This is a genomic window from Pseudomonas sp. IT-P176, from assembly GCF_949767245.1.
Lineage (GTDB): Bacteria > Pseudomonadota > Gammaproteobacteria > Pseudomonadales > Pseudomonadaceae > Aquipseudomonas.
This window is the reverse complement of the sequence record NZ_CATKPN010000057.1, coordinates 210,358-236,260: the sequence shown is the minus strand read 5'-3', so window position 1 is coordinate 236,260 and position 25,903 is coordinate 210,358. Positions and strand designations below refer to the sequence as shown.

The 25,903-nt window shown below is 61.9% G+C and carries 25 protein-coding genes; 5 read left to right on the top strand and 20 right to left on the bottom strand.

Annotated elements, in window-relative coordinates; all coding sequences use genetic code 11:
* Positions 1-193: 193 nt before the first annotated feature.
* The 9 genes from ACM6IP_RS17485 to ubiE form a co-directional block, all read right to left on the bottom strand.
* On the bottom strand, positions 194-901 hold the full coding sequence (locus ACM6IP_RS17485; RefSeq protein ID WP_159993248.1) for a 16S rRNA (uracil(1498)-N(3))-methyltransferase: 708 nt from the start codon (positions 899-901) through the stop codon (positions 194-196).
* Positions 898-1,692, bottom strand: a complete 795-nt coding sequence (tatC, locus tag ACM6IP_RS17480; protein WP_095167298.1) for a twin-arginine translocase subunit TatC — start codon at positions 1,690-1,692, stop codon at positions 898-900. The genes ACM6IP_RS17485 and tatC overlap by 4 nt, the downstream gene beginning before the upstream one ends.
* Positions 1,689-2,108: a Sec-independent protein translocase protein TatB gene (gene tatB, locus ACM6IP_RS17475; RefSeq protein WP_095167297.1), complete on the bottom strand. Its 420-nt coding sequence runs from the start codon at positions 2,106-2,108 to the stop codon at positions 1,689-1,691. The genes tatC and tatB overlap by 4 nt, the downstream gene beginning before the upstream one ends.
* 10 nt (positions 2,109-2,118) lie before the next feature.
* Positions 2,119-2,397, bottom strand: a complete 279-nt coding sequence (locus ACM6IP_RS17470; RefSeq protein ID WP_095167295.1) for a twin-arginine translocase TatA/TatE family subunit — start codon at positions 2,395-2,397, stop codon at positions 2,119-2,121.
* Positions 2,398-2,422: 25 nt separating this feature from the next.
* The gene (locus ACM6IP_RS17465) at positions 2,423-2,755 is read right to left on the bottom strand and encodes a phosphoribosyl-ATP diphosphatase (protein WP_166592170.1); all 333 of its coding nucleotides are present in this window, start codon (positions 2,753-2,755) and stop codon (positions 2,423-2,425) included.
* Complete coding sequence (gene hisI, locus ACM6IP_RS17460; RefSeq protein ID WP_095167291.1) at positions 2,748-3,149, bottom strand: phosphoribosyl-AMP cyclohydrolase; 402 nt, start codon at positions 3,147-3,149, stop codon at positions 2,748-2,750. The genes ACM6IP_RS17465 and hisI overlap by 8 nt, the downstream gene beginning before the upstream one ends.
* An 81-nt stretch (positions 3,150-3,230) precedes the next feature.
* The gene (gene ubiB / locus ACM6IP_RS17455; protein WP_095167289.1) at positions 3,231-4,835 is read right to left on the bottom strand and encodes a ubiquinone biosynthesis regulatory protein kinase UbiB; all 1,605 of its coding nucleotides are present in this window, start codon (positions 4,833-4,835) and stop codon (positions 3,231-3,233) included.
* Positions 4,832-5,455 carry an SCP2 domain-containing protein gene (locus ACM6IP_RS17450; RefSeq protein ID WP_095167287.1) on the bottom strand — a complete coding sequence of 208 codons (624 nt, stop codon included), beginning with the start codon at positions 5,453-5,455 and terminating at the stop codon, positions 4,832-4,834. The genes ubiB and ACM6IP_RS17450 overlap by 4 nt, the downstream gene beginning before the upstream one ends.
* Positions 5,455-6,225, bottom strand: a complete 771-nt coding sequence (gene ubiE, locus ACM6IP_RS17445; RefSeq protein ID WP_095167285.1) for a bifunctional demethylmenaquinone methyltransferase/2-methoxy-6-polyprenyl-1,4-benzoquinol methylase UbiE — start codon at positions 6,223-6,225, stop codon at positions 5,455-5,457. The genes ACM6IP_RS17450 and ubiE overlap by 1 nt, the downstream gene beginning before the upstream one ends.
* Positions 6,226-6,380: 155 nt before the next feature.
* Here ubiE and ACM6IP_RS17440 point away from each other — a divergent pair, with 155 nt between their 5' ends.
* From ACM6IP_RS17440 to ACM6IP_RS17430, 3 genes are all read left to right on the top strand, one after another.
* Positions 6,381-6,656 carry a polyhydroxyalkanoic acid system family protein gene (locus ACM6IP_RS17440; RefSeq protein WP_095167283.1) on the top strand — a complete coding sequence of 92 codons (276 nt, stop codon included), beginning with the start codon at positions 6,381-6,383 and terminating at the stop codon, positions 6,654-6,656.
* Positions 6,657-7,118: 462 nt separating this feature from the next.
* Positions 7,119-7,541 (top strand): phasin family protein, encoded by a 423-nt coding sequence (locus ACM6IP_RS17435; protein ID WP_095167281.1) that lies wholly within the window; start codon positions 7,119-7,121, stop codon positions 7,539-7,541.
* Between the two features lie 10 nt (positions 7,542-7,551).
* Positions 7,552-8,403, top strand: a complete 852-nt coding sequence (locus tag ACM6IP_RS17430; RefSeq protein ID WP_414861955.1) for a phasin family protein — start codon at positions 7,552-7,554, stop codon at positions 8,401-8,403.
* Positions 8,404-8,478: 75 nt separating this feature from the next.
* Here ACM6IP_RS17430 and ACM6IP_RS17425 read toward each other — a convergent pair whose 3' ends face one another.
* From ACM6IP_RS17425 to ACM6IP_RS17380, 10 genes are all read right to left on the bottom strand, one after another.
* On the bottom strand, positions 8,479-9,099 hold the full coding sequence (locus ACM6IP_RS17425) for a TetR/AcrR family transcriptional regulator (protein WP_095167277.1): 621 nt from the start codon (positions 9,097-9,099) through the stop codon (positions 8,479-8,481).
* A 65-nt stretch (positions 9,100-9,164) separates the two neighbouring features.
* Complete coding sequence (phaC, locus tag ACM6IP_RS17420) at positions 9,165-10,847, bottom strand: class II poly(R)-hydroxyalkanoic acid synthase (protein ID WP_320333459.1); 1,683 nt, start codon at positions 10,845-10,847, stop codon at positions 9,165-9,167.
* A gap of 56 nt (positions 10,848-10,903) precedes the next feature.
* On the bottom strand, positions 10,904-11,761 hold the full coding sequence (phaZ, locus tag ACM6IP_RS17415) for a poly(3-hydroxyalkanoate) depolymerase (RefSeq protein ID WP_414861954.1): 858 nt from the start codon (positions 11,759-11,761) through the stop codon (positions 10,904-10,906).
* A 155-nt stretch (positions 11,762-11,916) separates the two neighbouring features.
* Complete coding sequence (phaC, locus tag ACM6IP_RS17410; protein ID WP_414861953.1) at positions 11,917-13,596, bottom strand: class II poly(R)-hydroxyalkanoic acid synthase; 1,680 nt, start codon at positions 13,594-13,596, stop codon at positions 11,917-11,919.
* 259 nt (positions 13,597-13,855) lie between these two features.
* Positions 13,856-14,236, bottom strand: coding sequence for a gamma-butyrobetaine hydroxylase-like domain-containing protein (locus tag ACM6IP_RS17405; protein WP_159993258.1), 381 nt, complete (start codon positions 14,234-14,236; stop codon positions 13,856-13,858).
* Positions 14,237-14,319: 83 nt separating this feature from the next.
* Positions 14,320-15,657 (bottom strand): HslU--HslV peptidase ATPase subunit, encoded by a 1,338-nt coding sequence (gene hslU / locus ACM6IP_RS17400; protein ID WP_095167267.1) that lies wholly within the window; start codon positions 15,655-15,657, stop codon positions 14,320-14,322.
* Between the two features lie 53 nt (positions 15,658-15,710).
* Positions 15,711-16,241, bottom strand: a complete 531-nt coding sequence (hslV, locus tag ACM6IP_RS17395; protein ID WP_093425160.1) for an ATP-dependent protease subunit HslV — start codon at positions 16,239-16,241, stop codon at positions 15,711-15,713.
* A 247-nt stretch (positions 16,242-16,488) separates the two neighbouring features.
* Positions 16,489-17,187 carry an SPOR domain-containing protein gene (locus ACM6IP_RS17390; RefSeq protein ID WP_095167265.1) on the bottom strand — a complete coding sequence of 233 codons (699 nt, stop codon included), beginning with the start codon at positions 17,185-17,187 and terminating at the stop codon, positions 16,489-16,491.
* A gap of 1 nt (position 17,188) precedes the next feature.
* Positions 17,189-18,925 carry an arginine--tRNA ligase gene (argS, locus tag ACM6IP_RS17385; RefSeq protein WP_095167263.1) on the bottom strand — a complete coding sequence of 579 codons (1,737 nt, stop codon included), beginning with the start codon at positions 18,923-18,925 and terminating at the stop codon, positions 17,189-17,191.
* Positions 18,926-19,083: 158 nt separating this feature from the next.
* Positions 19,084-21,303 carry a primosomal protein N' gene (locus ACM6IP_RS17380; protein ID WP_414861952.1) on the bottom strand — a complete coding sequence of 740 codons (2,220 nt, stop codon included), beginning with the start codon at positions 21,301-21,303 and terminating at the stop codon, positions 19,084-19,086.
* A 169-nt stretch (positions 21,304-21,472) separates the two neighbouring features.
* Between ACM6IP_RS17380 and rpmE the strand changes: the two genes are divergently transcribed.
* Both rpmE and ACM6IP_RS17370 read left to right on the top strand, forming a co-directional pair.
* On the top strand, positions 21,473-21,691 hold the full coding sequence (rpmE, locus tag ACM6IP_RS17375; protein ID WP_095167258.1) for a 50S ribosomal protein L31: 219 nt from the start codon (positions 21,473-21,475) through the stop codon (positions 21,689-21,691).
* A gap of 332 nt (positions 21,692-22,023) precedes the next feature.
* The gene (locus ACM6IP_RS17370) at positions 22,024-23,292 is read left to right on the top strand and encodes a malic enzyme-like NAD(P)-binding protein (RefSeq protein WP_159993264.1); all 1,269 of its coding nucleotides are present in this window, start codon (positions 22,024-22,026) and stop codon (positions 23,290-23,292) included.
* Between the two features lie 160 nt (positions 23,293-23,452).
* Here the strand turns inward: ACM6IP_RS17370 and ACM6IP_RS17365 are convergent, their stop codons facing one another.
* Positions 23,453-25,891, bottom strand: coding sequence for a penicillin-binding protein 1A (locus ACM6IP_RS17365; RefSeq protein WP_371917579.1), 2,439 nt, complete (start codon positions 25,889-25,891; stop codon positions 23,453-23,455).
* Positions 25,892-25,903: the final 12 nt, after the last annotated feature.

Below are 25,903 nucleotides of genomic sequence, written 5' to 3'. Positions count from 1 at the left end.
GCCGTTGACGGTGATCAGCAGGGTCATCAGCAAGACCAGGCCGAAGCCGATGCCCAGCTTGCGATTTACGCTCACATTGCCAAGGTTCTCGGCTAACCATCGGTACATGCTGCAGACTCCCCATTGATTCGAATTATGGAGAGTCTATCGGCCGACTAAAGAGAATCTGTAGGTGCTCCTACGATCCTGGGGATCAGAATAGGCGAGCGAGCAGTGCGGTGACTGCGGTTTCGACTCGCAGGATGCGCTCGCCGAGCTGTACCGGTTGCAGTCCGGCCTTGCCCAGCAGGTCGATTTCGTAGGGGATCCAGCCGCCTTCCGGGCCGATGGCCAGGGTCACGGGCTCGGTCAGCCCGCGAGGGCAGGGTGGGTGGTTGCCAGGGTGGCCGACCAGCCCGAGGGTGCCCTCGACGATGGCCGGCAGGCGGTCTTCGACGAAGGGCTTGAAGCGTTTTTCGATGACGATTTCCGGCAGCACGCTGTCGCGGGCCTGCTCCAGGCCGAGGATCAATTGTTCGCGAATCGCCTCGGGCTCGAGGAAGGGGGTCTGCCAGAAGCTCTTTTCGACCCGGTAGCTGTTGACCAGCACCACCTTGGGCACGCCCATGGTGGCCACGGTCTGGAACACCCGGCGCAGCATCTTCGGCCGAGGCAGGGCGAGGACCAGGGTCAGGGGCAGCTTGGCCGGCGGTGGCTGGTCAAGGCTGACCCGCAACTCGGCTTCGCCGGGTTCCAGGCGCAGCACTTGGGCCGCACCCATCAGCCCGCCGATGCGTCCGACGCGCATGCTGTCACCGACTTCGCAGCGGTGCACTTCCTGCATGTGGGTCAAGCGCCGATCGCGCAGCACGACCCGGTCGGGCGCAATGAAATCGGCCTCTTCGAGGAGCAGCAGGTTCACGGTTGGGTCGCTGGCGGCTGGTCGTTGTGATCGTCAGCCGGCTGGTCGTCCGGATGCTCGCCACGTTTGCTGATCAGGCTGCCGAACAGGATGCCGATCTCGAACAGCATCCACATCGGCACGGCCAGCAGGGTCTGGGAGAAGATGTCCGGCGGGGTGAGGATCATGCCCACCACGAAGCAACCGATGATCACGTACGGGCGGATCTTGCGCAGGTACTTGACGTCGACCACGCCGATCCATACCAGCAGGACCACGGCCACCGGGATCTCGAACGCCACGCCAAAGGCGAAGAACAGCGTCATGACGAAATCCAGATAACTGGTGATGTCGGTCATCATCTCCACGCCGGCCGGGGTGGCAGCGGCGAAGAACTTGAAGATCAGCGGGAACACCAGGAAGTAGGCGAACGCCATGCCGGCATAAAACAGCACGATGCTCGACACCAGCAACGGCACGGCAATGCGCTTCTCGTGCTTGTACAGGCCCGGTGCGATGAAGCCCCAGATCTGATGCAGGATCACCGGGATCGCCAGGAACAGCGAGACCATCATGGTCAGCTTCAATGGCGTCAGGAAGGGCGACGAGACGTCGGTGGCGATCATCGTCGCACCCGCCGGCAAGTACGCCCGCAGCGGTGTCGAGACGAAGGTGTAGATCTGCTGGGTGAAGGCAAACAGCCCGGCGAAGATCAGGAAGATCGCCGCGACACAGCGCAGCAGGCGGGTACGCAACTCGGTGAGGTGCGAGACCAGCGGCATGTGTTGGTCGTTCTCTGGAATATCGCTCATGGGGCTCGCGGCGCCGGTGTTGGGTCGTGGGGAGCAGGCGCAGCGGTGGCCGCCGGCTCGGTGACAGGTGCGCTGACGGTGGCCGCTGCTGGCTCGACTGCCGCGGTGCTCACCGCTGGGGCAGGCGTGGCTGGGGAGATCGGCGTTTCAGTTGGCGTCGGCTGCTGCTGGAGCGGATTGAGGATTTTGCGCGCCTCCTGCTCCAGCGACAGAATGTGCTCGTTGTGCAGTTGCCGACGGATTTCGTCGGCACCGATTTCACGCTCAACTTCCTGTTTGATCGCGTTGAAGCTGCGCTTCAGGCGTCCGACCCACAGGCCGGCGGTGCGCGCAGCGCCCGGCAGACGCTCGGGGCCCAGCACCAGCAGGGCAACGAGGCCGACAAGCAGCAGTTCAGAGAAGCTGATACCAAACATTAGTCTGTGCTCACGAGTCTTTGCGGGTCGGCTCTTCGACTTTCTGGGCCTGCACGTCAATGGTGTGCGGCTCGTTCAGGGTCGAAGCCTGTGGCTGCACGGGCGGCGCTGGCTGTGCGGTCGGTGGCACCACCGGTTCGGCGGGTTTTTCGTCATCGTTCATGGCCTTGCGAAAGCCCTTGATCGATTCGCCGACGTCGGTGCCGAGGTTTTTCAGTTTTTTGGTGCCGAATACCAGCACTACCACCACCAGAATGACGACCCAGTGTTTCCAGTCAAAAATGCCCATCTTGCTGCTCCTCTCTAATCGTTATTCAGTTGGATGGACGCGAGGCTTTCTCGTCGTGGCCGGACAGGCCGAAGCGGCGGTCCAGTTCGTCGAGTACCGCCTGCGGATGCTGCCCTAACTGGGCCAGCATGACCATGCTATGGAACCACAGGTCGGCGGTTTCGTAGATGACATCGCTGCAATCTCCGCTGACGGCGGCGTCTTTGGCGGCAATGATGGTCTCGACCGACTCTTCGCCGACTTTCTCCAGAATCTTGTTCAGGCCCTTGTGGTAAAGGCTGGCGACATAGGAACTGTCGGCGGCGGCGCCTTTACGCTCTTCCAGCACCTGGGCCAGGCGGGTCAGGGTGTCACTCATGGCTGTGTCCTGCAGAGTAAATGGCGTGCGGGTCCTTGAGCACCGGGTCGACGGTTTTCCAGTCGCCGTTCTCGAATACGCGGTAGAAGCAGCTTTGGCGCCCGGTATGACAGGCGATGTCGCCGATCTGCTCGACCATCAGGATGATCACGTCGGCGTCGCAGTCCAGGCGCATCTCATGCAGGGTCTGCACGTGGCCGGACTCTTCGCCCTTGCGCCACAGCTTGCCACGCGAGCGTGACCAGTAGATGGCGCGGTTCTCGGCAGCGCTGAGCTCCAGTGCTTCGCGGTTCATCCAGGCCATCATCAGCACGCGCCCGGTCTTGTGGTCCTGGGCGATCGCCGGCACCAGGCCGTCACTGTCCCATTTGATCTCGTCCAGCCAGTTTTTCATCTTCGACTCCGACAGCCGGGCCCAGCATCTTCGCTGGGCCTGGGCGATTTGAAACAGTGTGCCAGCCGACAACCCGGCTGGCTATCGGCGAACGACCAGATACAAACCCACCGCGAGCATAATTGCGCCCGGCCAGTGGCCCAGTTCGTTCAGCGGACCACCGGCCAGCAGGATCGCACCGCCGGCCAGGTGGGCGGCACCGAGCAGGCGCAGGAACCAGTCGTCCGAGCGCCGATGCCAGGCCACGGGCGGGTTGGCGGCGTGGGGTTGGGTCATGCGTTCGAGCAGGTCGCGGGTCATGTTGGCCAGGTGCGGCAGCTGCTCGACCTGGTTGTGCAGGTTGCCCAGCAGGGTTTTCGGGCTGACGCGTTCGCGCATCCAGCGTTCGAGGAACGGCTGGGCGGTGTTCCACAGGTCCAGGTCCGGGTACAGCTGGCGGCCCAGGCCTTCGATGTTGAGCAGGGTCTTTTGCAGCAGGACCAACTGCGGCTGGACTTCCATATTGAAGCGCCGAGCCGTCTGGAACAGGCGCATCAGCACCTGGCCGAAGGAAATATCTTTTAACGGTTTTTCGAAGATCGGTTCGCATACCGTGCGGATCGCCGCTTCGAATTCGTTGAGTTTGGTTTCCGCCGGTACCCAGCCCGAGTCGATGTGCAATTGGGCGACACGTCGGTAATCGCGCTTGAAGAAGGCGAACAGGTTGCGCGCCAGGTAGTCCTGGTCTTCCGGGGTCAGGCTGCCGACAATGCCGCAATCGATGGCAATGTACTGCGGGCTCCACGGGTTGACCGTGCTGACGAAGATGTTGCCCGGGTGCATGTCGGCATGGAAGAAGCTGTCACGGAACACCTGGGTGAAGAAGATCTCCACGCCGCGTTCGGCGAGCATCTTCATATCGGTGCGCTGGTCGGCCAGGGTTGCCAGGTCGGTGACCTGGACCCCGTAGATGCGCTCCATCACCAGTACTTTTGGCCGGCACCAGTCCCAGTAGACCTGGGGCACGTACAGCAGGGGCGAGCCGTCGAAGTTACGCTTGAGTTGGCTGGCGTTGGCCGCTTCACGCAGCAGGTCGAGTTCGTCGTAGATGGTTTTTTCGTAGTCCTGGACCACGTCCACCGGGTGCAGCAGGCGTGCATCGGCGGAGAGTTTTTCCGCGGTGCGGGCGAGGATGAACAGCCAGGCCAGGTCTTGCGCGATGATCGGCTTGAGACCTGGGCGAATGACCTTGACCACCACCTCTTCGCCGCTTTTCAGCTGCGCGGCATGCACCTGGGCTACCGAGGCCGAGGCCAGGGGCTCGATGTCGAAGCGGCTGAACACCTCGCTGATCTTTTTCCCCAGTTGCTCTTCGATCAGCTTGACGGCCAGTTGCGAGTCGAAGGGTGGTACTCGGTCCTGCAGCAGCATCAGCTCATCGGCGATGTCTTCGGGCAGCAGGTCGCGGCGAGTGGAGAGGATCTGCCCGAACTTGATGAAGATCGGCCCCAGGTCCTGCAGGGCCAAACGCAGGCGAGCGCCCCGGCTCAGTTCCAGGGTCTTGCGCGGGAACCAGCGCCACGGCAGGGCATAACGCAGCGCCAGGAGGAACCAGGGCAACGGCAGGGCGAACAGCAGGTCATCGAGGCGGTAGCGGATCACGACGCGCTGGATGCGCAACAGACGGCGGACGGCGAGCAGCTTCATGCGTTATCGCTTGAGTCGAGGGATCGGGAAAGACGCTCCAAGCGCGCCTCAAGACGTTCCAGATCGAGTTTGATCTGGTCCAGCTCACTGAACCGCGCTTCGGCTTCGCGTTGCCCGACCAGGGTACGCGACTCTTCGGCGAGGTATTCGGCCAGGTTCTGGTTCAGGCTGGTGAAGCCTTGTTGATACCAGCGCGCGCGGCTGCGCAGGTGGCCGCCGAGCAGTTGCGTGGCGACTGGGCCCAGCCAGCGTGCGAGTTCGTACTCCCAGTCCAGCTCCAGGTCCTGCAGCACGCCAGCCAGCTCCAGCAGCACGCCGCTGTCACCGTCCAGCTCTACTTGCGGGCTGTGCAGCACTGCGGTCTTGTCCTTGCTGATGGCCAGCTTGAGCAAGCTGGCCGCCGGTGCGCGCAGGGTGCAATCGGCTTCGGCTGCCCAGTGGGCCGCCAGCATCAGGCCCTCATCGCTGGGCAGGATGAACAGCTGCAACGCCGGGCTGCGGCACTCGACGGCAATGACCTTGCCGTTCAAATGGGCCAGGCGCGGCAGCGCCGTGCTGTCGAGCCGCAGGACCCGGTTCAGGCCGAGTTCGACGCTGGCGAGCAGGCCGGCGAGCAACATCAGGGCTTGATGCCGCGGTGCAGGGCAACGATGCCTGAGGTCATGTTGTGGTAGGTCACTCGGTCGAAACCGGCCTCGACCATCATCGACTTCAGGGTTTCCTGGTTCGGGTGCATGCGGATCGACTCGGCCAGGTAGCGATAGCTTTCCGGATCATTGAGGATCAGTTTGCCGACCATCGGCATGAAGGCGAACGAGTAGGCGTCGTAGACCTTGGACATCAGGGCGTTGGTCGGCTTGGAGAATTCCAGCACCAGCAGGCGGCCGCCAGGCTTGAGTACACGCAGCATCGAGCGCAGGGCGTCTTCCTTGTGGGTGACGTTGCGCAGGCCGAAGGCGATGGTCACGCAATCGAAGTGGTTGTCCGGGAACGGCAGCTTTTCCGCGTCGGCCTGGACGAACTCGATGTTGCCGGCCACGCCTTTGTCCAACAGGCGGTCACGACCGACCTTGAGCATGGATTCGTTGATGTCGGCCAGCACTACCTGGCCGGTCGGGCCGACCAGATGGGAGAACTTGGCAGCCAGGTCACCGGTACCGCCGGCGATGTCCAGGACCCGATTGCCTGCGCGCACACCCGACAGCTCAATGGTGAAGCGCTTCCACAGGCGGTGCATGCCGCCGGACAGCACGTCGTTCATCAGGTCGTACTTGGCCGCTACCGAGTGGAACACCTCAGCGACTTTTTCCGCTTTCTGGCTTTGCGGAACGTTTTTGAAGCCGAAGTGTGTGGTGGGTTCGGCATCGCTGCCTTTGCGCTGATCAGTCATATCGCCGTCACCAAAAGAGAATGCGCGACATTCTAATCCCCAGGGCCTGCTTTGTCTTGGCAAGGCTGAATGTAAGATAGGCAACCGCCGGGACCTTTTGACGCAGTCGGGGTCAAGATGTCTTGAGCAAGTCCCGATCAATCAGGAGTCAATCAATGGCCCGTATTAGTGTTGAACGTGCCCACGGCCTGGGCAAGGAAGCGGCGCGCGAGAAGGCCGATAAACTGGCCGAGAAGCTGGCTGCACAGTATGGCCTGGAGCCCAAATGGGCGGGCGATACCCTCAATCTCAAGCGCTCGGGGGTCAAGGGAGCAGTGCATGTGGGTGAGGATTCAATCCGGGTCGATGTCGAGCTCGGCCTGCTGATGTCGGCGATGAGCGGGACCATCAAGGCGGAAATCGAAAAAGCCCTGGATAAAGCCCTGGTCTGATTGTGAAGTATCCAGCATCGATGCGGCCTGACACGCCGCCATCGCGGGCAAGCCCGCTCCCACAAAGATTGTGGGTGTATGCAAAATCAGTGAGCACCCAAGGCGCACTGTGGGAGCGGGCTTGCCCGCGATGAGGCCTGTCCATTCAACATCGATAGTGCCTGACCCACCGCCATCGCGGGCAAGCCCGCTCCCACAAAGATTGTGGGTGTATGCAAAATCAGCGAGCACCCAAGGCGCACTGTGGGAGCGGGCTTGCCCGCGATGAGGCCGGTCCATTCAACATCGATAGTGCTTGACCCACCGTCATCGCGAGCAAGCTCGCTCCTACATAGGTTTGTGGTGTATCCAGCGGTTTGTGTCATTTCTTAGGGTGCCGTTTCTAATTTTTCTACCTACCTTGTGCCTGAGCCCGACTCTTTTGCGGGCAGTTCCTCAAACCTTCTGCGCGTGAGGTGCACCATGGCCAAAGTTACTTTGAAGAAAAAAACTGACGTTCAACCTGCCCCGGTGAACGAAGTGAAATCCTATGCCCGCAAGATCTGGTTGGCAGGCCTGGGTGCCTACGCCAAGGTCGGTCAGGAAGGCAGCGAATACGTTCAAGAGTTGATCAAGGCTGGTCAATCTGTTGAAAAGAAAGGCAAAAAAGTTGTTACGGAACAACTTGAAGCGGCCAACACTCAGATTGATAACGTCAAGGGTGATGTAGTCAGCCTCAAGGACCGCGTTGAAGTGCAGCTTGATAAAGTCGAGAAGGCTTTTGATACGCGTGTCGCCAGTGCCTTGAATCGTGTCGGCATTGCGTCTAAACATGACGTTGAGACACTCTCTGCTAAGCTCGATGAGCTAACGGCATTGCTCGAACGTGTCGCGCGTAAACATTAAGGAGAACGGGATGGCTGGTAAAAAGAATACTGAAAAAGAAGGCAGCTCGTGGATCGGGAAGGTCGAAGACTACTCCCGCAAAATCTGGCTTGCTGGTTTAGGCGTGTACTCGAAGATCGACACTGACGGTAGCAAGCTCTTCGATACACTGGTCAAGGATGGCGAGAAAGCCGAGAAGCTCACCAAGAGCGCTGTCGGTAAAAAAGTCGACGCCGCCAAGGACTCCGCTTCTTCGGCCAAGTCGCGCATCAGTGGGGTCAAGGATCGCGCGCTGGGCAAATGGGACGAACTGGAAGGGGCTTTCGACAAGCGCCTGAACAGTGCCATTTCGCGCCTCGGTGTGCCGAGCCGCAACGAAGTGAAAGCCCTGCACAGCAAGGTCGATACCCTGACCAAGCAAATCGAAAAACTCACCGGCGCCAAGGTTGCCCCCGTAGCGGCCAAAACCGCAGCGGCCAAACCGGCAGCCGCCAAGACTGCAGCCAAGCCATTGGCCAAGGCTGCAGCTAAACCGGCTGCCAAGCCAGCCGCCAAGCCCGCCGCGAAAACCGCAGCTGCCAAGCCTGCCGCGGCCAAGCCCGCCGCAAAACCGGTTGCCGCCAAAGCCGCTGCCAAGCCCGCCGCCAAACCTGCGGTGAAAGCTGCAGCAGCGAAACCTGCCGCCAAACCCGCAGCCGCGAAAAAGCCGGTAGCCAAGAAGCCTGCAGCCCCCAAAGCTGCCGCACCGAAAGTCCCAGCTGTCGCTGCCAAGCCGGCCACTGCGGCTGCTGCGGTCAGCCCGGCGAACTCCGCCGCCGCGCCAGCACCTGCTGCGACCCCGACTGCTACGCCAGCACCTTCGGCGCCAACCAGTCAGTCCTGATATTCCCGGGACAGACAAAAACGCCCGGCCTGCGAAGGTCGGGCGTTTTTGTTTGCGCGAATCGGCATCCAGCCCTTACGCCTGGCCTTCGAGGTATTGCAGCGCCAGGCGCTCGGTGGCGAGCTTGGCCGGCGGCAGCAGGTGGGGGGCGACCAGCATCATGATCTGGTAGACCACCACCCGCACTTCACCTTCACGGTCGAGAATTCGCTGGTAGTCCAGGGAGAACAGTAGGGTCATGGTGATCTGTTCGACCAGTTGGCCCAGGGCCTGGGTGTCGCTGACCAGTTGGCCTTCGGCCTTGAGCCGGGCGAGCAGCGAGGCCAGGGTGCGCTTGATGGCATTGAGCAGGTTGCGGATGCCCTTGGCCAGTTTCGGCAGGCGTCCGGCCAGGTTCGACAGGTCCTGGAACAGAAAGCGGTAGTGCGCCAGGCGCTCGATGATCAGGTGCAGGAACAGCCAGTAGTCTTCCGGCGCCAGCCGGGCGTCCGACGGCGGATCGAGCAGCGGCGTCAGTTCACTCTGGAAACGTTCGAACAACCCCAGGATCAACGGCTCCTTGCCGTGGAAGTGGTAGTAGAGGTTGCCGGGGCTGATCCCCATTTCGTTGGCAACTTCCATGGTCGAGACGTTGGGTTCGCCCTTCTGGTTGAACAACAACAGGGCACATTCGAGAATCCGGTCGCGGGTTTTCATCCAGTCTTCTTAGTTGTCGAGCCTTGAGTGCCACGGCCTGTTCCCGGCCGTGGCGTCGAGAAAAATCAGCGCACCCGTACGTAGGTACCGGGCGCCGCCTCCATGGGTGGGTAGTGCTGATTGCCCAGGGCCATCAGGGTTTCCCGTTGGGCGCCGGAGCGCTCCTGGATCCAGGCAAGCCATTGGGTCCACCAACTGCCGTCGACATGGCTGGCGTCGTAGTACCAGGCCCGAGGGTCGCTGGTCAGCTTTTCACTTTCGACGTAGTTGGCCTTGGGGTTGCCCGGCGGGTTGAGGATGCTCTGCACGTGACCGCTGTTGGACAACACGAAGCGGCGGTTGCCGCCAAGTAGGAGCGTGGAGCGGTACACCGCATCCCAGGGCGTGATGTGATCGTTGATCCCGGCCACGCTGAAGCTGTCGACGTTGACCTTCTGCAGGTCGATCGGCGTACCGCACACTTCGAGGCCGCCCGGATGGGTCAGCGGGTTGTGTTTGAAGAAGTCCAGCAGGTCGCCGTGAAAGGCGGCCGGCAGGCGCGTGTTGTCGTTGTTCCAGTAGAGGATGTCGAACGCGGGCGGCTCCTTGCCCAGCAGGTAGTTGTTGACCCAGTAGTTCCAGATCAGGTCGTTGGGGCGCATCCAGGCAAATACCTTGGCCATGTCGCGGCCTTCGAGCACACCTTGCTGGTAGGAGCGTCGCTTGGCCGCTTCCAGGGTCTGCTCGTCGGCGAACAGAGTGGCGGGGCTGTCGAGCTGGCTGTCGAGCAGGCTGACCAGGTAAGTGGCGCTGGAGATGCGCCGCAGTTGCCGTTTGGCTTGCAGGTGGCCCTGCAGCGCAGCGATGGTCAGGCCGCCGGCGCAGGCGCCCATCAGGTTGACCTCGCGGCTGCCGGTGATGGCCCGGCACACGTTCATGGCTTCTTCCACGGCCTCGACGTAGCTGGACAGGCCCCATTCGCGGTGGCGCACATCCGGGTTGCGCCAACTGATCATGAACACCTGCAGGCCGTTTTTCAGGGCGAACTGGACGAAGCTGTTGCTGGGGCTCAAGTCAAAGATGTAGTACTTGTTGATCTGCGGCGGCACCACCAGCAACGGCTTGGCGTACTGCTTTTCGCTCATGGGCTTGTATTGCATCAGCTCCAGCAGTTCATTGCGAAACACCACCGCGCCGGTGGTGGTGGCAACGGTCTTGCCGACCTCGAAGGCGTGCTTGGTGATCTGGCTGGGCAGCCCGTTGTTGTGCATCAGGTCATCGAACAGATGGCTCAGGCCGCGGACCAGGCTGTGGCCGCCGGAGTTGAACAGCTCCTTGATCGCCAGCGGGTTGAGCAGGGTGTTGGAGGGCGATACCGCATCGTTGAGCAAGGTGAAGGCAAAGTGCGCGCGGGCGCGATCGTCATCGGGCATGCCGCTTTCGTCGATCCAGCGTTTGACTTGTTTCTGCCAGCTCAGGTAGGCCTGCAGGCTGCGTCGGTAAAACGGATTGAGGGTCCAGCTGGGGTCGGCAAAACGAGTGTCGGCGGCGTTGGGTTGGTGCAGGGTCTCACCCAGCAACACGCGGCCCAGTTGGCCACCCAGTGCCAGTGCGTGCCGGGCACTGTGTACCGGGTGACGCAAGCCGTGGGCGGCGACGTTGCGCAAGGTCGAGAGCAGGTCCCGGCCGCGCAGACCGGTGATCGCACTCTGGGCATTGATGAATGCAGCGGCTGTGGGCAAGGTGCCCGGCGCTGGTTTGTCTCGCATGAGTCAACACTCCTTCGTCAAGCCGTGAACAAGTCCCTCATTCCCACCAGCGCACCTCAGGTGCCGCCATAGGGTGCCGGGTGCGGGTGCATCACCGCCCGCTGCCGTTCTTCCTGGAGGAACTTCATGATGATCGGGGCGACGGCCTCGGCCCGGGTGATCAGGAATAAATGACCGTCGTCGATTATGTGTAGCTGGGCGTTGGGAATACGCCAGGCGAGCAGGCGCATATTGACCAGCGGGATCAGCGGGTCGTCGTCACCGGCCAGCACCAGGGTTGGCTGGTGGATCTTGTGCAGCCAGTGGATGCTGGTCCAGCCCAGCCCCGCGAAGAGCTGCCAGTAGTAGCCCAGCTTGCCGGCGGAGCGGACTTTGCTGGCGTGGTCGGCGGCGAGGTTAGGGTCACGGCGAAACGAGCCACCGTAGATCATCGGCGCAATGCGAATCACGTGGGATGGCTGGATATAACGCCGTGGGCTGGCCATCATCCACAGCACTTTCGGCTTGCCCGGCACCATCACCGCGCCGGCCGCCGTGGCCGCCAATACCAGCTTCTTGCAGCGCTCGGGGTAGTCATGGGCGAACTGCTGCGCCAGGGCGCCGCCCCAGGACACGCCGATCACGTTGACTTGGCCGTAGTCGAGGTAATCGAGCATCCGTGCGGTCAGCTTGGCCAGCCCGGGAAAGCGATACGGCCGGCGCGGCGTCGATGAACCGCCGACACCGGGCACGTCGAAGACAATCACTTCCAGGTCCGGGTCCAGCGCCTGGACGAACGGAAACACCAGCTCCAGGTTGGCGCCGATGCCGTTGAAAATCAGCAAGGGCGTCAAGTGAGGCTTGCCGGGGCGTACCGCAGTGCGGAGGGTCTGGCCATCCAGGTCGACGGTACGAAAGATGAACGGTTGCGGCATGCTTCAAGCCCTGTGGGTCACGTTCTCAAATTCATCCTCGGCAACCTGTGGGAGCGGGCTTGCCCGCGATAGCGGAGGATCAGTCAGCGCATTGGCTGAAGCTGCTGCCGTCATCGCGGGCAAGCCCGCTCCTACAAGGGGGCGAGGTGTGTCAGTTATCGTTCGTGTACGTAGGTCCCTGGTGCTGCTTCACCCGCGGTAAAGGTCTTGTTGCCGAGTGCGCCCGGGGCTTTTTTCAGCTTGCCCGCGCGCTCGGCCTGCCAGGCCTGCCAGTGCAGCCACCAGGAGTCGGTGTGCTTGGTCGAGTTTTCTTGCCACTGATCAGCGTTCGATGCCGTCTCGGTGCTGGTCATGTAGCGCGATTTCGGGTTGCCCGGCGGGTTCAGGATGCTCTGGATATGGCCGCTGCTGGACAGCACGAATTCGACCTTGCCACCAAACAGCTGGGCCGACTTGTAGCAGGACTTCCACGGTGTGATGTGGTCGTTGGTGCCGGCCAGGGAATAGACATCGGCCGTGACCTGCTTGAGGTCGATGGGCGTGCCGCACACTTCCAGTGCATTGGGGCGGATTAGTGGGTTGCTTTTGAACATTTCGATCAGGTCGCCGTGGAACGCGGCCGGCAGGCGGGTGGTGTCGTTGTTCCAGAACAGGATGTCGAAGATCGGCGGTTCGTTGCCCAGCAGGTAGTTGTTGACCCAGTAGTTCCAGATCAGGTCGTTGGGGCGCATCCAGGCGAATACCTTCGCCATGTCCCGACCCTCAAGCACCCCGGCCTGGTAGGAGTGGCGCTTGGCGGACTCCAGGGTCTGCTCGTCGACGAACAGCGCCACCTGGGAGTCCAGGGTGGTGTCCAGGACGCTGACCAGCAGGGTCAGGGAGTTGACCTTCTTCTCGCCGATCGCCGCGTAGTGGCCGAGCAGGGCGGTGCAGGTGATGCCGCCGGAGCAGGCGCCCAGCATGTTGATGTCTTTGCTGCCGGTGATCGCGGTGACCACGTCGACCGCTTCCTTGAGCGCCTCGATGTAGGTCGACAGGCCCCACTCGCGTTGTGCCTTGGTCGGGTTACGCCAGCTGACGATGAAGGTCTGCAGGTTGTTGCGCAGGCAGAAGCGCGCCAGGCTTTTTTCCGGGCTCAGGTCGAATACGTAGAATTTGTTGATCTGCGGCGGTACCACCAGCAGGGGGCGCTCGTGAACCTGTTCGGTGATGGGCCGGTACTGGATCAGCTCCAGCACGTCGTTGCGAAAAATCACCGCACCTTCGGTGGTGCCCAGGCTCTTGCCGACTTCGAAGGCGCCCATGTTGACCTGGCTCGGCATGCCACCGTTGTGTACCAGGTCCTTGGCCAGGTGGGAGAGGCCGTCGAGCAGGCTCTTGCCGCCGGTCTCGAAGAAGCGTTTGACGGCAGCGGGGTTGGCCGCGCTGTTGGTCGGGGCCATGGCTTCGGTCATCAGGTTGATGACGAAGTGTCCGCGGTTGATGTCCTGCTCCGACAGGTTGCTGTCGCCGATCCAGTCGTGGAGCTCCTTGCGCCAGGCCAGGTAAGTTTGCAGGTAACGTTTGTAGAGCGGGTTCTGGCTCCAGGCCGGATCGTTGAAGCGACGGTCATCGCTTTCGGGTTGCAACTCGGATTTGCCGAACATCACGTTCTTCAGCTCGAGGCCGAAATGGGCCACGTGCTTGACGCTGTGAATGGGTTGTTTGATGGCCTGGGTCAGCACCATACGGGCAGAGGTAAGCAGATCTTTGCGACGCAAGCCGATGACAGGATTGAGCCCCAAGGTGTTTTCCGAGGCTTGGCGTTTCAGGTCATCGTTATTCTTGTTACTCATCTACGACGCTCCATTGTCCTGAGACGAGTACCTGAGTCCTGCTGTGTAGTCACACAGCCAATGCCAGGTACTACTGCTCGGGTGACCGTTAATTGCACATCGCTGACTTTTTACATCAGGGAGCGCTGCACAGAACTTGCCAGCTCCATTGGTTACCCGAGTTTAATTTTTTTCGCAAGCGGGCCAATGGAGGGTCCTGGGCGGGAGCATTCAAGCAGATGAAATTAGAAAATGCCTTCTAATGAGCGTAAGCCCCGGTCTAGAGCATCAGCTTGACTACGGACTCACTCGGATCGCGGGACTTTCCGGCGGCTTTGAGTTCACCAAGATAATCTTCCCAGAGGGCGTCCTGGCGCTGTGCCAACTGGTAGAGGTAATCCCAGGTGAAGAGGCCGCTGTCGTGGCCGTCGTCGAAGGTCAGTTTCAGTGCGTACTGGCCGGCCGGTTCGACCTTGCTCAGTCCTACGCCGATCTTGCCAAATTGCAGGATGGGTTTGCCATGGCCCTGGACCTCGGCGGAGGGGGAGTGCACCCGAAGGAACTCGGCGCTCAGTTGATATTCCTCGCCGGAGGGATATTTGAGCGACAGGGTTTTCGAGGCTTTGTGCAGCTTGATATCGGTGGGAAGCGGGGTTGTCATGGGGCTGGTCGTCCGTCATTGCGAGGGACCTGTGGGAGCGAGCCGGCTCGCCCCCACAGGTCCCTTATCGCAGTAGAAGTGACCTACAGGATATAACGGGACAGGTCTTCGTTCTGCGCCAATTCGCCCAGGTGGCTGTTGACGTAGTCGGCGTCGATGCGGATCGGCTGGTCGCTGTGGGCGCTGGCCAGGTCGCCGGCACTGAACGAAACCTCTTCGAGCAGGCGCTCGAGCAGGGTGTGCAGGCGACGGGCACCGATGTTCTCGGTCTTCTCGTTGACCTGCCAGGCGATCTCGGCCAGGCGCTTGATGCCGTCCGGCTGGAACTCGATGGCCAGGCCTTCGGTTTTCAGCAGGGCGCAATACTGCTCGGTCAGGGATGCGTGCGGCTCGCTGAGGATACGCTCGAAGTCTTCCGGCGACAGGGCCTTGAGTTCAACGCGGATCGGCAGGCGGCCTTGCAGTTCAGGCACCAGGTCGCTCGGCTTGCTCAGGTGGAATGCACCGGAGGCGATAAACAGGATGTGGTCGGTCTTGACCATGCCCAGCTTGGTGTTGACTGTGCAGCCTTCGATCAGCGGCAGCAGGTCGCGCTGTACACCTTCGCGGGAGACGTCGACGCCACCGGAATTGCCGCGCTTGGCGACCTTGTCGATTTCGTCGATGAACACGATGCCGTGCTGCTCGACCGCTTCCAGGGCCTTGGCCTTGAGTTCCTCGTCATTGACCAGGCGGCCGGCTTCTTCGTCGCGGACCAGCTTGAGCGCTTCCTTGACCTTGAGCTTGCGGTTCTTGCGCTTGCCCTTGCCCATGTTGGCGAACAGGCTCTGCAGCTGGTTGGTCATTTCTTCCATGCCCGGTGGCGCGGAGATATCGACGCCAGCGGCTTCGGCGACTTCGATTTCGATCTCCTTGTCATCCAGCTGGCCTTCGCGCAGGCGCTTGCGGAACAGCTGGCGGGTGTTGGAGTCCTGGGCCGGGGCTTCTTCGTTGTTGAAGCCGGTGCGTGCCGGTGGCAGCAGGGCATCTAGGATGCGCTCTTCGGCGGCGTCTTCGGCGCGGTGACGAACCTTGATCATTTCCTGTTCGCGCAGCAGCTTGATAGCGGCATCGGCCAGGTCACGAATGATCGACTCGACGTCGCGGCCAACGTAGCCGACTTCGGTGAACTTGGTGGCTTCGACCTTGATGAACGGTGCGTTGGCGAGCTTGGCCAGGCGCCGGGCGATTTCGGTCTTGCCGACACCGGTCGGGCCGATCATCAGGATGTTCTTGGGGGTGACTTCGACGCGCAGTTCTTCGGGCAGTTGCATCCGGCGCCAGCGGTTGCGCAGGGCGATGGCGACGGCGCGCTTGGCGTCGTCCTGGCCGATGATATGGCGATTGAGTTCGTGGACGATTTCACGGGGAGTCATGGACATAATAATTGGCGGACCTCAGGCAAGAGTGAGCGGTGGCGCGCAGCCACGCACGCTTACTCGGCGCAGTCCTGCTCCTCAATGGTCTGGGTGTGGTTGGTGAAGACACAGATGTCGCCGGCGATGCCGAGGGCGGTTTCGACGATTTCCCGGGCCGACAGGTCGGTTTTTTTCAGCAGGGCGCTGGCTGCCGCCTGGGCGTAACCACCGCCGGAACCCATGGCGATCAGGCCGTTCTCGGGTTCAACCACATCGCCATTGCCGGTGATAATCAGCGAGGCGTCTTTGTTGGCGACCGCGAGCATTGCTTCGAGGCGGCTCAGGGAGCGGTCGGTACGCCATTCTTTGGCGAGCTCGACCGCGGCACGGACCAGGTGGCCCTGATGTTTTTCCAGTTGGCCTTCAAAACGTTCGAAGAGGGTAAAGGCGTCGGCGGTGGCGCCAGCGAAACCGGCGATAACCTGGCCGTGGTACAGGCGACGAACTTTTTTCGCGTTGCCTTTCATCACGGTGTTGCCCAGGGAAACCTGGCCGTCGCCGCCCATGACGACTTTGCCGTGGCGGCGAACTGAAACGATGGTGGTCAAGGGAAGAGTCTCCACGCAGCGGGGCGAAAATGCCTTATGCCAACTCATATGGGGGTGCTGTGGCGTTTTTCAACTGCGCGGCGGTAGAGGGGACGAGTGGTGGTGGGTCGCAGGTCATCCTGGTGGGAGCGAGCCTGCTCGCGAAAGCGTTGTATCAGTCGCCATCAATGTTGACTGAATGTAGGCCTTCGCGAGCAGGCGGAGCGCCGTCCGACTCGCTCCCACAGGAGGGGGGTTGATCGTGCTGTCAGCGGCTCTGGCGTTGTTGTAACAACAGATTGCTGAAGCCGCTGCCCGCCAATTGTTTCTGGGCGGTGGTCAATTGTTCGCGGTTGCTGAACGGGCCGACCAGCACGCGGTACCAGGTTTCGTCCTTGACCGTGCCGGACTCGACCGAAACCGCCTGGCCGAGCAGGATGATCTGTGCACGGACCCGGTCGGCGTCGGCTTCCTTGCGGAACGAGCCGGCCTGCAGGAAGAACTTGGTCACCGGGGCCGCCTTGGCCACCGGAGGCGCAGGCGGTGGGGTCAGGCCGCTCAAGGCTGCCTGGGCGCGCGCGGTGTCGATCTTCGCCGCTTCTGCTGGCGTAACCGGTGCCACGGGCGCGGTCTGCGGTGTTGGCAGGGTTTTTTCAGGCACGGCGTCCGGCGGCACAATCACTTCCGATTCCGGCAGCAGGGTGTAGAAGTCATACTTGGGCTTCACCGGTTGCTGTGGGCTCGGCGGGGTCTTGTTGGCCTCGGCCATGCGCGTGGCTTTCTGTTCTTCCTGCTTGACCCGCTTGACGTCATCGCCCTTGCCCGGCTCCAGCTTCATCAGGAACACGATGAAGGCGCCCACGGTCAGGCCGATGGCCATCCATAGCCAGCCCGGAATCGGCTGTTTTGCAGGAGCTTGGTAACGGCTGGCGCCACGCTTGGGTGCAGGTTTTTTCTTGGCAGCCAACTTACATACGCTCCAGTGTTTCCAGGCCCAAGAGTTCCAGGCCTTGCTTGAGGGTGCGACCGGTCAGCGCGGCGAGGCGCAAGCGGCTCTGCATCTGTGCCGGGGTTTCGGCGCTGAGGATCGGGCAGTTCTCGTAGAAGCTGGAGAACAGCCCGGCAACGTCGTACAGGTAAGTGCAAAGGATGTGCGGCGTGCCTTTCTCGGCGACGTTGTTCAGCACTTCACCGAACTGCGCCAGCTTGGCTGCCAGTTCGTGTTCGTGCGCGGCCTCGAGGACGATCTGCCCTTGGACTTCGCTGAAATCCTTGCCCAGTTTGCGGAACACGCCAGCCACGCGGGTGTAGGCGTACAGCAGGTAAGGCGCGGTATTGCCTTCGAAATTGAGCATCAGGTCGAAGTTGAAGCTGTAGTCGCTGGTGCGGTGCTTGGACAGGTCGGCGTATTTCACCGCACCGATGCCCACCACCTTGGCGATGTTGCGCAGGTCGGCCTCGGCCAGCTCCGGGTTCTTTTCCTTGACCAGGGTGTAGGCGCGCTCCTTGGCTTCGTTGAGCAGGTCGATCAGCTTCACGGTGCCGCCATCACGGGTCTTGAACGGACGGCCATCAGCGCCGTTCATGGTGCCGAAGCCCATGTGTTCCATTTCCATTGGATGGGTCACGAAGCCGGCCATGCGTGCCACGGCGAATACTTGCTGGAAGTGCAGGGCCTGGCGCTGGTCGACGAAGTACAGGGCGCGGTCGGCCTTGAGCACGCCGCTGCGGTAGCGCACGGCGGCCAGGTCAGTGGTGGCGTACAGGTAGCCGCCATCGGCCTTGACGATAATCACCGGCAGCGGGTCGCCGTCGGCATTCTTGAATTCGTCGAGGAACACGCACTGGGCGCCGTTGCTCTCGACCAGCATGCCTTTGGCCTTGAGGTCGTTGACCACATTGATCAAGTCGTCGTTGTAGGCGCTTTCGCCCATGACGTCGGCCATGGTCAGCTTGACGTTCAGTTGTTCGTAGATTTTCTGGCAGTGCGACAGCGAGATGTCCTTGAACTTGGTCCACAGGGCCAGGCATTCCGGGTCGCCGGCTTGCAGCTTGACCACCAGGCCACGGGCGCGGTCGGCGAACTCTGCGGATTCGTCGAAACGTTGCTTGGCGGCGCGGTAGAAGTTCTCCAGGTCCGACAGCTCGTCGCTGGTGATCGGGTTTTCCTGCAGGTAGGCCATCAGCATGCCGAACTGAGTGCCCCAGTCGCCCACGTGGTTCTGGCGGATCACGGTGTCGCCGAGGAACTCCAGCACGCGGGCCACGCCGTCGCCGATGATGGTCGAGCGCAAGTGGCCGACATGCATCTCTTTGGCCAGGTTCGGGGCCGACAGGTCAACCACGGTGCGCTGCACGGGACCGGCCTTGCGCACGCCGACTTTGGCGTCGGCCAGGGCCGCATCCAGGCGCGATGCCAGGGCCTGGGTGTTCTGGAAGAAATTGAGGAACCCCGGGCCGGCGATTTCTGTCTTGCTGACGTTTTCGTCGGCCGGCAGGGCGGCAATGATTTTTTCCGCCAGGTCGCGGGGTTTCATGCCGGCCGGCTTGGCCAGCATCATGGCGATGTTGCTGGCGAAGTCACCGTGGGTCTTGTCACGGGAGTTCTCCACCTGAATCGCCGGCGTCAGGCCTTCAGGCAACACACCGTCGGTAACGAGTTGGGTGAGGGCTTGCTGGATCAACTGGCGAATGGTGTCTTTCATGGTCTTCTCTTTCAACCGCAAAGCGGCGGCGCGTCAATGCGCAGGTGGAAAAACTGGACATTATCCGTTGCGAAGTCGGGCTTGCCAACCTTAGCAGGCCGGTTACGGATATGTGGTGGCAAATCGGCTGCCATGGCGGGCAGACGACTTGCAGACGGTCAATACAAATCGACGGGGTCGACATCCAGCGACCAGCGCACCGCGCGAGCGCTGGGCATCTGCTCCAGCACCAGTAGCCAGCTGCTTAACAGTCGATGCAGGGGCGCTCGGGCCGTGGCTTGCAGCAGCAGTTGCGCGCGATAGCGTCCGGCGCGGCGTTCCATCGGTGCGGGCACCGGGCCCAGCAGCTCGATGCCGCCGAGGTTCTGCTCGGCCAGCAACCGCTCCGCCTCGCTGCAGGCCTCGTCGAGGAAACCTTCGGCCTGCCCGGGCTTGTGCGCTTCGGCGCGCAGCAATGCCAGGTGAGCAAAAGGCGGCAGCCCCGCGGCGCGGCGTTCGCTCAGGGCCTGTTCGGCAAAGGCGAAGTAGCCCTGCTCGGTCAGTTGCACCAGCAACGGATGGTCCGCCAGGTGGGTCTGGATGATCACCTTGCCCGGCTCTTCGGCCCGCCCGGCGCGTCCGGCAACCTGGACAATCAACTGGGCCATGCGCTCGCTGGCGCGGAAGTCACCGGAAAACAGGCCGCCGTCGGCATCGAGAATCGACACCAGGGTGACGCGGGGAAAGTGGTGTCCCTTGGCGAGCATCTGGGTGCCGACCAGAATGCACGGCTGGCCTTTCTGGATGGTAGCGAACAGTTGGTTCATCGCGTCCTTGCGCGACGTACTGTCGCGGTCGACCCGCAGCACCGGAAAGTCGGGGAACAGGATGCCCAGGCGTTCCTCGGCGCGTTCGGTGCCGGCACCCACTGGGCGCAAATCGACTTTGCCGCACTTGGGGCAATGCCGCGGGACGCGTTCGACATAACCACAATGGTGGCAGCGCAGCTCGCCGGAGCGTTGGTGCACGGTCATCCGTGCATCGCAGCGCTGGCATTCGGACATCCAGCCACAATCGTGGCACAGCAGGGTTGGGGCAAAGCCGCGGCGATTGAGAAACACCAGCACTTGCTGGCCGGCGGCGAGGGTCTGGCCAATGGCTTGTTGCATCGGCCCGGAAATGCCGCTGTCCAGCGGACGGCTTTTCACATCCAGGCGCAGGAAGCGCGGCTGTTTTGCGCCGCCGGCGCGCTCGTTCAGGCGCAGCAGGCCGTAACGACCGGTGTAGGCGTTGTGCAGGCTTTCCAGGGACGGCGTCGCGGAGCCAAGGACGATCGGAATGTTTTCCTGGCGGGCTCGCACCAGTGCCAGGTCGCGGGCGTGGTAGCGCAAGCCTTCCTGCTGTTTATAGGAGCCGTCGTGCTCTTCATCGATGATGATCAGGCCAGGGTTCTTCATGGGCGTGAACAATGCCGAGCGAGTGCCGATAATAATGTCGGCATCGCCGTCGCGGGCGGCCAGCCAGGCCTCCAGGCGCTCGCGGTCGTTGACTGCCGAGTGCACCAGGGCGATTCGCGCATTAAAACGCTGCTCGAAGCGCGCCAGGGTCTGCGGTCCGAGATTGATCTCCGGGATCAGGACCAGCGCCTGTTTACCGGCCTCCAGGGTTTTGCGGATCAGTTGCAAATACACTTCGGTCTTGCCGCTGCCCGTCACGCCGGCCAGGAGAAAGGCATGGAAACTGTCCAGGCCAGCGCTGACGGCTTCGTAGGCGGCGCGCTGCTCCGGATTCAAAGGCAGTTCCGGCTGGGCCAGCCAGTGTTCGTGACGCTCGCCGGGGGCGTGCTTGCGGATCTCCACCTGCACCAGTTCCTTGGCCAGCAGCAGATCGAGGCTGTCCTTGCTCAGCATCAGCTTGCTCAACAACTGATGGGCCACGCCGTGGGGATGCTGGGCCAGGGTCGCCAGGGCTTCGCGCTGGCGCGGGGCGCGAGCGATGCGCGGGTCGTCGAGCCTGACCCCGGGGCTGATCGACCAGAAGCGCTCCTGGCGCGCCTCGGCCAGTTCGCCCTGGCGCAGCAGGACCGGCAAGGCCCAGCTCAGGGTGTCGCCGAGGCTGTGCTGGTAGTACTGGGAGGTCCACAGGCACAGCTTGAACAATGACGCCGGCAGCGGTGGCGTGGCATCCAGCAGCGCGAGGGCCGGCTTGAGCTTTTCTGCCGGGACTTCGCTGTGGTCGGTGACCTCCACCAGGATGCCGATCATCTCGCGCCGGCCGAACGGTACCCGCAGGCGCATCCCGGGGTGCAACTGCGCCCGCAGCACGCCCGCCGGGGCGCGGTAATCGAACAGGCGGCGCAAGGGCGAAGGCAGGGCGAGGCGCAGGATGGCGTCGGGCACGCGGGGGATTCTCTATAGGGCGGGCGGTGAAGAAGGGCCGGAGCCTAGCAGACGGTCGGCATCAGGGACAGCTTGCGTGATTTGGAAGGTCTGGTAGAATCCGCGGCCTAATTACGTGCGGTATTCAACAATGGTGTTGAGTGGCGGCACGCTAGCCTGAGGAATCACCATGAAAGCCGATATCCATCCAACATACGAAATCACCGCAGTTACCTGCAGCTGTGGCAACAAGTTCGAAACTCGTTCGAACCTGGCCAAGCCTCTGGCGATCGACGTATGCAACGAGTGCCACCCGTTCTACACCGGTAAGCAGAAGACTCTGGATACTGGCGGCCGTGTACAGCGCTTCGCAGATCGCTTCGGTGCTTTCGGCGCGAAAAAGGCCTAAGGCCAATCAGCCTGGAAGGCCATTGCGGCTTTTGCAGATTGATGAAAAAGGCGTCCCTGGTGGACGCCTTTTTTTATGCCCGGGATTTGTCGCGGGGCCTGAAGAGAGCCTGTTGTGGTGCTGCCCAGTCACTTGCGGGGAGGGTTGGATAAATAATTGTAGACATTTTTTATGGCGATTGTGAACAGTTGAGCCCTTGTGTTCCGCGGCTCTTGGCCCAAAGTCGTAGGGCAGGGCGCTTGACAGGGGTGACTGGTCAGTCTTGTGGGGACTTTGCCAGGCGCGTATCCTCGCTGACCAGTCTGTCCAACAGTAAAAAGCGGAATGCCCCCATGTCTGATCTGAAAACTGCCGCTCTCGAATATCATGCCCATCCTCGTCCAGGGAAGCTGAGTGTCGAGCTCACCAAGGCCACCGCTACCGCTCGCGACCTGTCGCTGGCCTACAGCCCCGGCGTAGCCGAACCAGTTCGCGAAATCGCCCGCGATCCTGAACTGGCCTACAAGTACACCGGTAAAGGCAACCTGGTTGCAGTGATTTCCGATGGCACCGCGATTCTCGGCCTGGGTAACCTCGGCCCATTGGCTTCCAAGCCAGTCATGGAAGGCAAGGGTGTACTGTTCAAGCGTTTCGCTGGTATCGACGTGTTCGACATCGAAGTCGACTCCGAGAGCCCGCAAGCCTTCATCGACACCGTCAAGCGCATCTCCATCACCTTCGGTGGCATCAACCTGGAAGACATCAAGGCCCCTGAGTGCTTTGAGATCGAACGTGCTCTGATCGAGCAGTGCGATATTCCGGTGTTCCACGATGACCAGCACGGTACCGCGATCGTAACCGCGGCCGGCATGATCAATGCCCTGGAAATCGCTGGCAAGACCCTTGCCGATGCCAAGATCGTTTGCCTGGGTGCAGGCGCTGCGGCCATCTCCTGCATGAAATTGCTGGTGAGCATGGGCGCCAACATCGAAAACATCTACATGGTCGACCGTACCGGCGTGATCCACTCCGGCCGTGACGACCTGAACCAGTACAAGGCAGTCTTCGCTCACGCGACCGACAAGCGCACCCTGGCTGACGCCCTGCAAGGCGCAGACGTGTTCGTTGGCCTGTCCGGCCCGAACTTGTTGAGCGCTGAAGGCCTGAAGTCCATGGCGGCCAACCCGATCGTGTTCGCCTGCTCCAACCCTGATCCAGAGATCGCCCCGGAACTGGCGCACGCCACCCGTGACGACGTGATCATGGCCACTGGTCGTTCGGACTACCCGAACCAGGTCAACAACGTACTGGGCTTCCCGTTCATCTTCCGTGGTGCCCTGGACGTTCGCGCCAAGCGCATCAACGAAGAAATGAAAGTAGCCGCTGCCAACGCCCTGCGTGAACTGGCCAAACTGCCTGTGCCACAGGAAGTATGCGATGCCTACGGCGGCATCAAGCTGGAATTCGGTCGTGAGTACATCATCCCGAAACCAATGGATGCCCGCCTGATCACCGTGATCTCCGATGCCGTGGCCAAGGCCGCCATCGAGACCGGCGTAGCAACCCTGCCGTATCCGAAGAACTACCCGCTGAAAAGCGTGGATGATGTGTTCAACGGCTGAGTAGCAGTCCCATAAAAAACCCTGGCTGAAGAGCCAGGGTTTTTTTATGGGTAAGCTTCAAGCTTCAAGCTTCAAGTCAGGAGCGGCGCATCACTGCTTTTCTCTTGTAGCTCGTAGCTCGTAGCTCGTAGCTCGTAGCTCGCAGCTTGCACCTGCACCTCTAGAACAAATCGATCGGCGCCACTTCGTCTGCCGGCAGTGGGCTGCCCGGGGCGCTGCCGTTGCCCAGCTCGCTGCCGGTCGGAGGCGTGTCTTCGGCCTTGAACAGTTCGAAGTAGGCGCCTGGCGTGCCTGGGGAGGCGGCGCGACCGCTGACCGGGTCTACCCGCAGGCTGAGGATGCCCTCGGGCTCTGGCTGGGTGTGTGGCGGCTTGTCCTTGAGGGCGGCGCCCATGTAGCTCATCCAGATCGGCAGCGCGACGGTGCCACCGAACTCGCGCCGGCCGAGACTTTCCGGCTGGTCGAAACCGGTCCAGACAGTGGTCACGTAGTCGGCGTTGTAACCGGAGAACCAGGCGTCCTTGGACTCGTTGGTGGTGCCGGTCTTGCCCGCGAGGTCGCTACGACCCAGGGCCAGGGCGCGACGGCCGGTGCCGCGCTTGATCACGTCTTCCAGCATGCTGTTGAGGATGTAGGTGGTGCGCGGGTCGACGATACGCTCCGCGATCGCCGGTGCCTGCTCGAGTGCTGGTGCGGCCGGGGCTTCGCCTGGCGTGGCGTCGACAGTAAAGGTCTCGGCGGTCGGCGCGGCGATACCGTTGCTGGCGATATCGCCCTTGGGCACGCTCGGCGGGTTGGCGACGAACAGCGTGTCGCCATTGCGGCTTTCGATCTTGTCGATGATGTACGGGGTGATCTTGTAGCCGCCGTTGGCGAACGTGCTCCAGCCGGTGGCGATCTCCATGGGCGTCAGGGTTGCGGTGCCCAGTGCCAGCGACAGGTTCGGCGGCAGGTCCTGCTTGTTGAAGCCGAAGCGGCTGATGTAATCGATGGTCTTGCTGACGCCCATCGCTTGCAGCAGGCGGATCGAGACCAGGTTGCGCGACTTGTACAGTGCTTCGCGCATGCGGATCGGGCCGAGGAAGGTATTGGTGTCGTTCTTCGGACGCCAGACCTTATCCAGGTACTCGTCGACGAACACGATCGGCGCATCATTGACCAGGGTCGCTGCGGTGTAGCCGCTATCCAGCGCCGCACTGTAGACGAATGGCTTGAAGCTCGAGCCTGGCTGGCGCTTGGCCTGCATGGCGCGGTTGTAGTTGCTCTGCTCGAAGGCGAAGCCACCGACCAGGGCGCGGATTGCACCGTTTTGCGGGTCCAGGGACACCAGTGCGCCTTGGGCGACCGGAATTTGTTTGAAATGCAGGCTGTTGTCGGGCTGGCGCTGGACGCGGATCAGGTCGCCGACCTGGGCCACATCGGACGGTTGGCGCGGATTAGGCCCCATGCTGTTGGTGTTGAGGAATGGCCGGGCCCATTTCATGCTGTCCCAGGCCACGTGCTCTGCGCCGGTGCGGGTCAGCACCTGCAAGCCATTCTTGTCGACCTCGGTGACGATGGCCGGCTCAAGGCTGCTGATGGTGCGCTGCTTGGTCAGCTCGCTGGCCCAGGCGTCGGGCGTCTTGCCTGGAAGGCGGGATTCGGGGCCGCGGTAGCCGTGACGCTGGTCGTAGGTGATGAGGCCTTCATGCACGGCAGTGTTGGCCATTTCCTGAAGGTTGCTCGGCACGGTCGTGGTGACCCGGAAACCTTCGGTGTAGGCGTCGCTGCCGTAGCGTCCGACCATTTCGGCGCGGGCCATTTCGGCGATGTAGGGGGCGTTCACTTCCGGAGTCGGCACGTGGTAGCTGGCATTGAGCGGCTCATTGACCGCAGCTTGGTACGCCGCCTCGTCGATTTTGCCGAGCTTGTACATGCGCCCCAGGATCCAGTCGCGACGTTCCTTGCTGCGCGCCGGGTTGGCCAGCGGGTTGAAGCGCGAAGGGGCCTTGGGCAGGCCGGCAATCATCGCCATCTGCGCCAGGCTGACGTCGCGGATCGACTTGCCGTAATACACCTGTGCCGCCGCCTCGATGCCGTAGGCGCGGTTACCCAGGTAGATCTTGTTGACGTAGAGCTCGAGGATCTCGTCCTTGGTCAGCTGACGCTCGATTTGCAGGGCCAGGAGGATCTCGGTGGTCTTGCGCGAGAAGCTGCGTTCGCTGGTCAGGAAGAAGTTCTTCGCCACCTGCATGGTGATGGTGCTGCCGCCGGACTGGATGTGTCCGCTTTTTACCAACTGCGTGGCGGCACGCATCAGGCTGCTCGGGTCGACGCCGTAGTGATTGGCGAAGTTGTCGTCTTCAGCACTTAGTAACGCATTAATGAAATTGGGTGGAATGTCGGCGAAACGTATGGGATTGCGGCGCATCTCGCCGAATTCTGCGATCAGTTTGCCGTCGCTGCTGTAGACCCGCAATGGAATCTGCAACTGGATACTTCGCAGTGCCTCCACTGACGGCAGTCCGGGACTAAGGTAAAGAAACGCCCCGCTCAGACCCAGCAGCAGTCCGCAGAAAACAGCGACGATGGACCACCCGAAAAATTTCAGCAGACGAATCAAGGCTTTTGG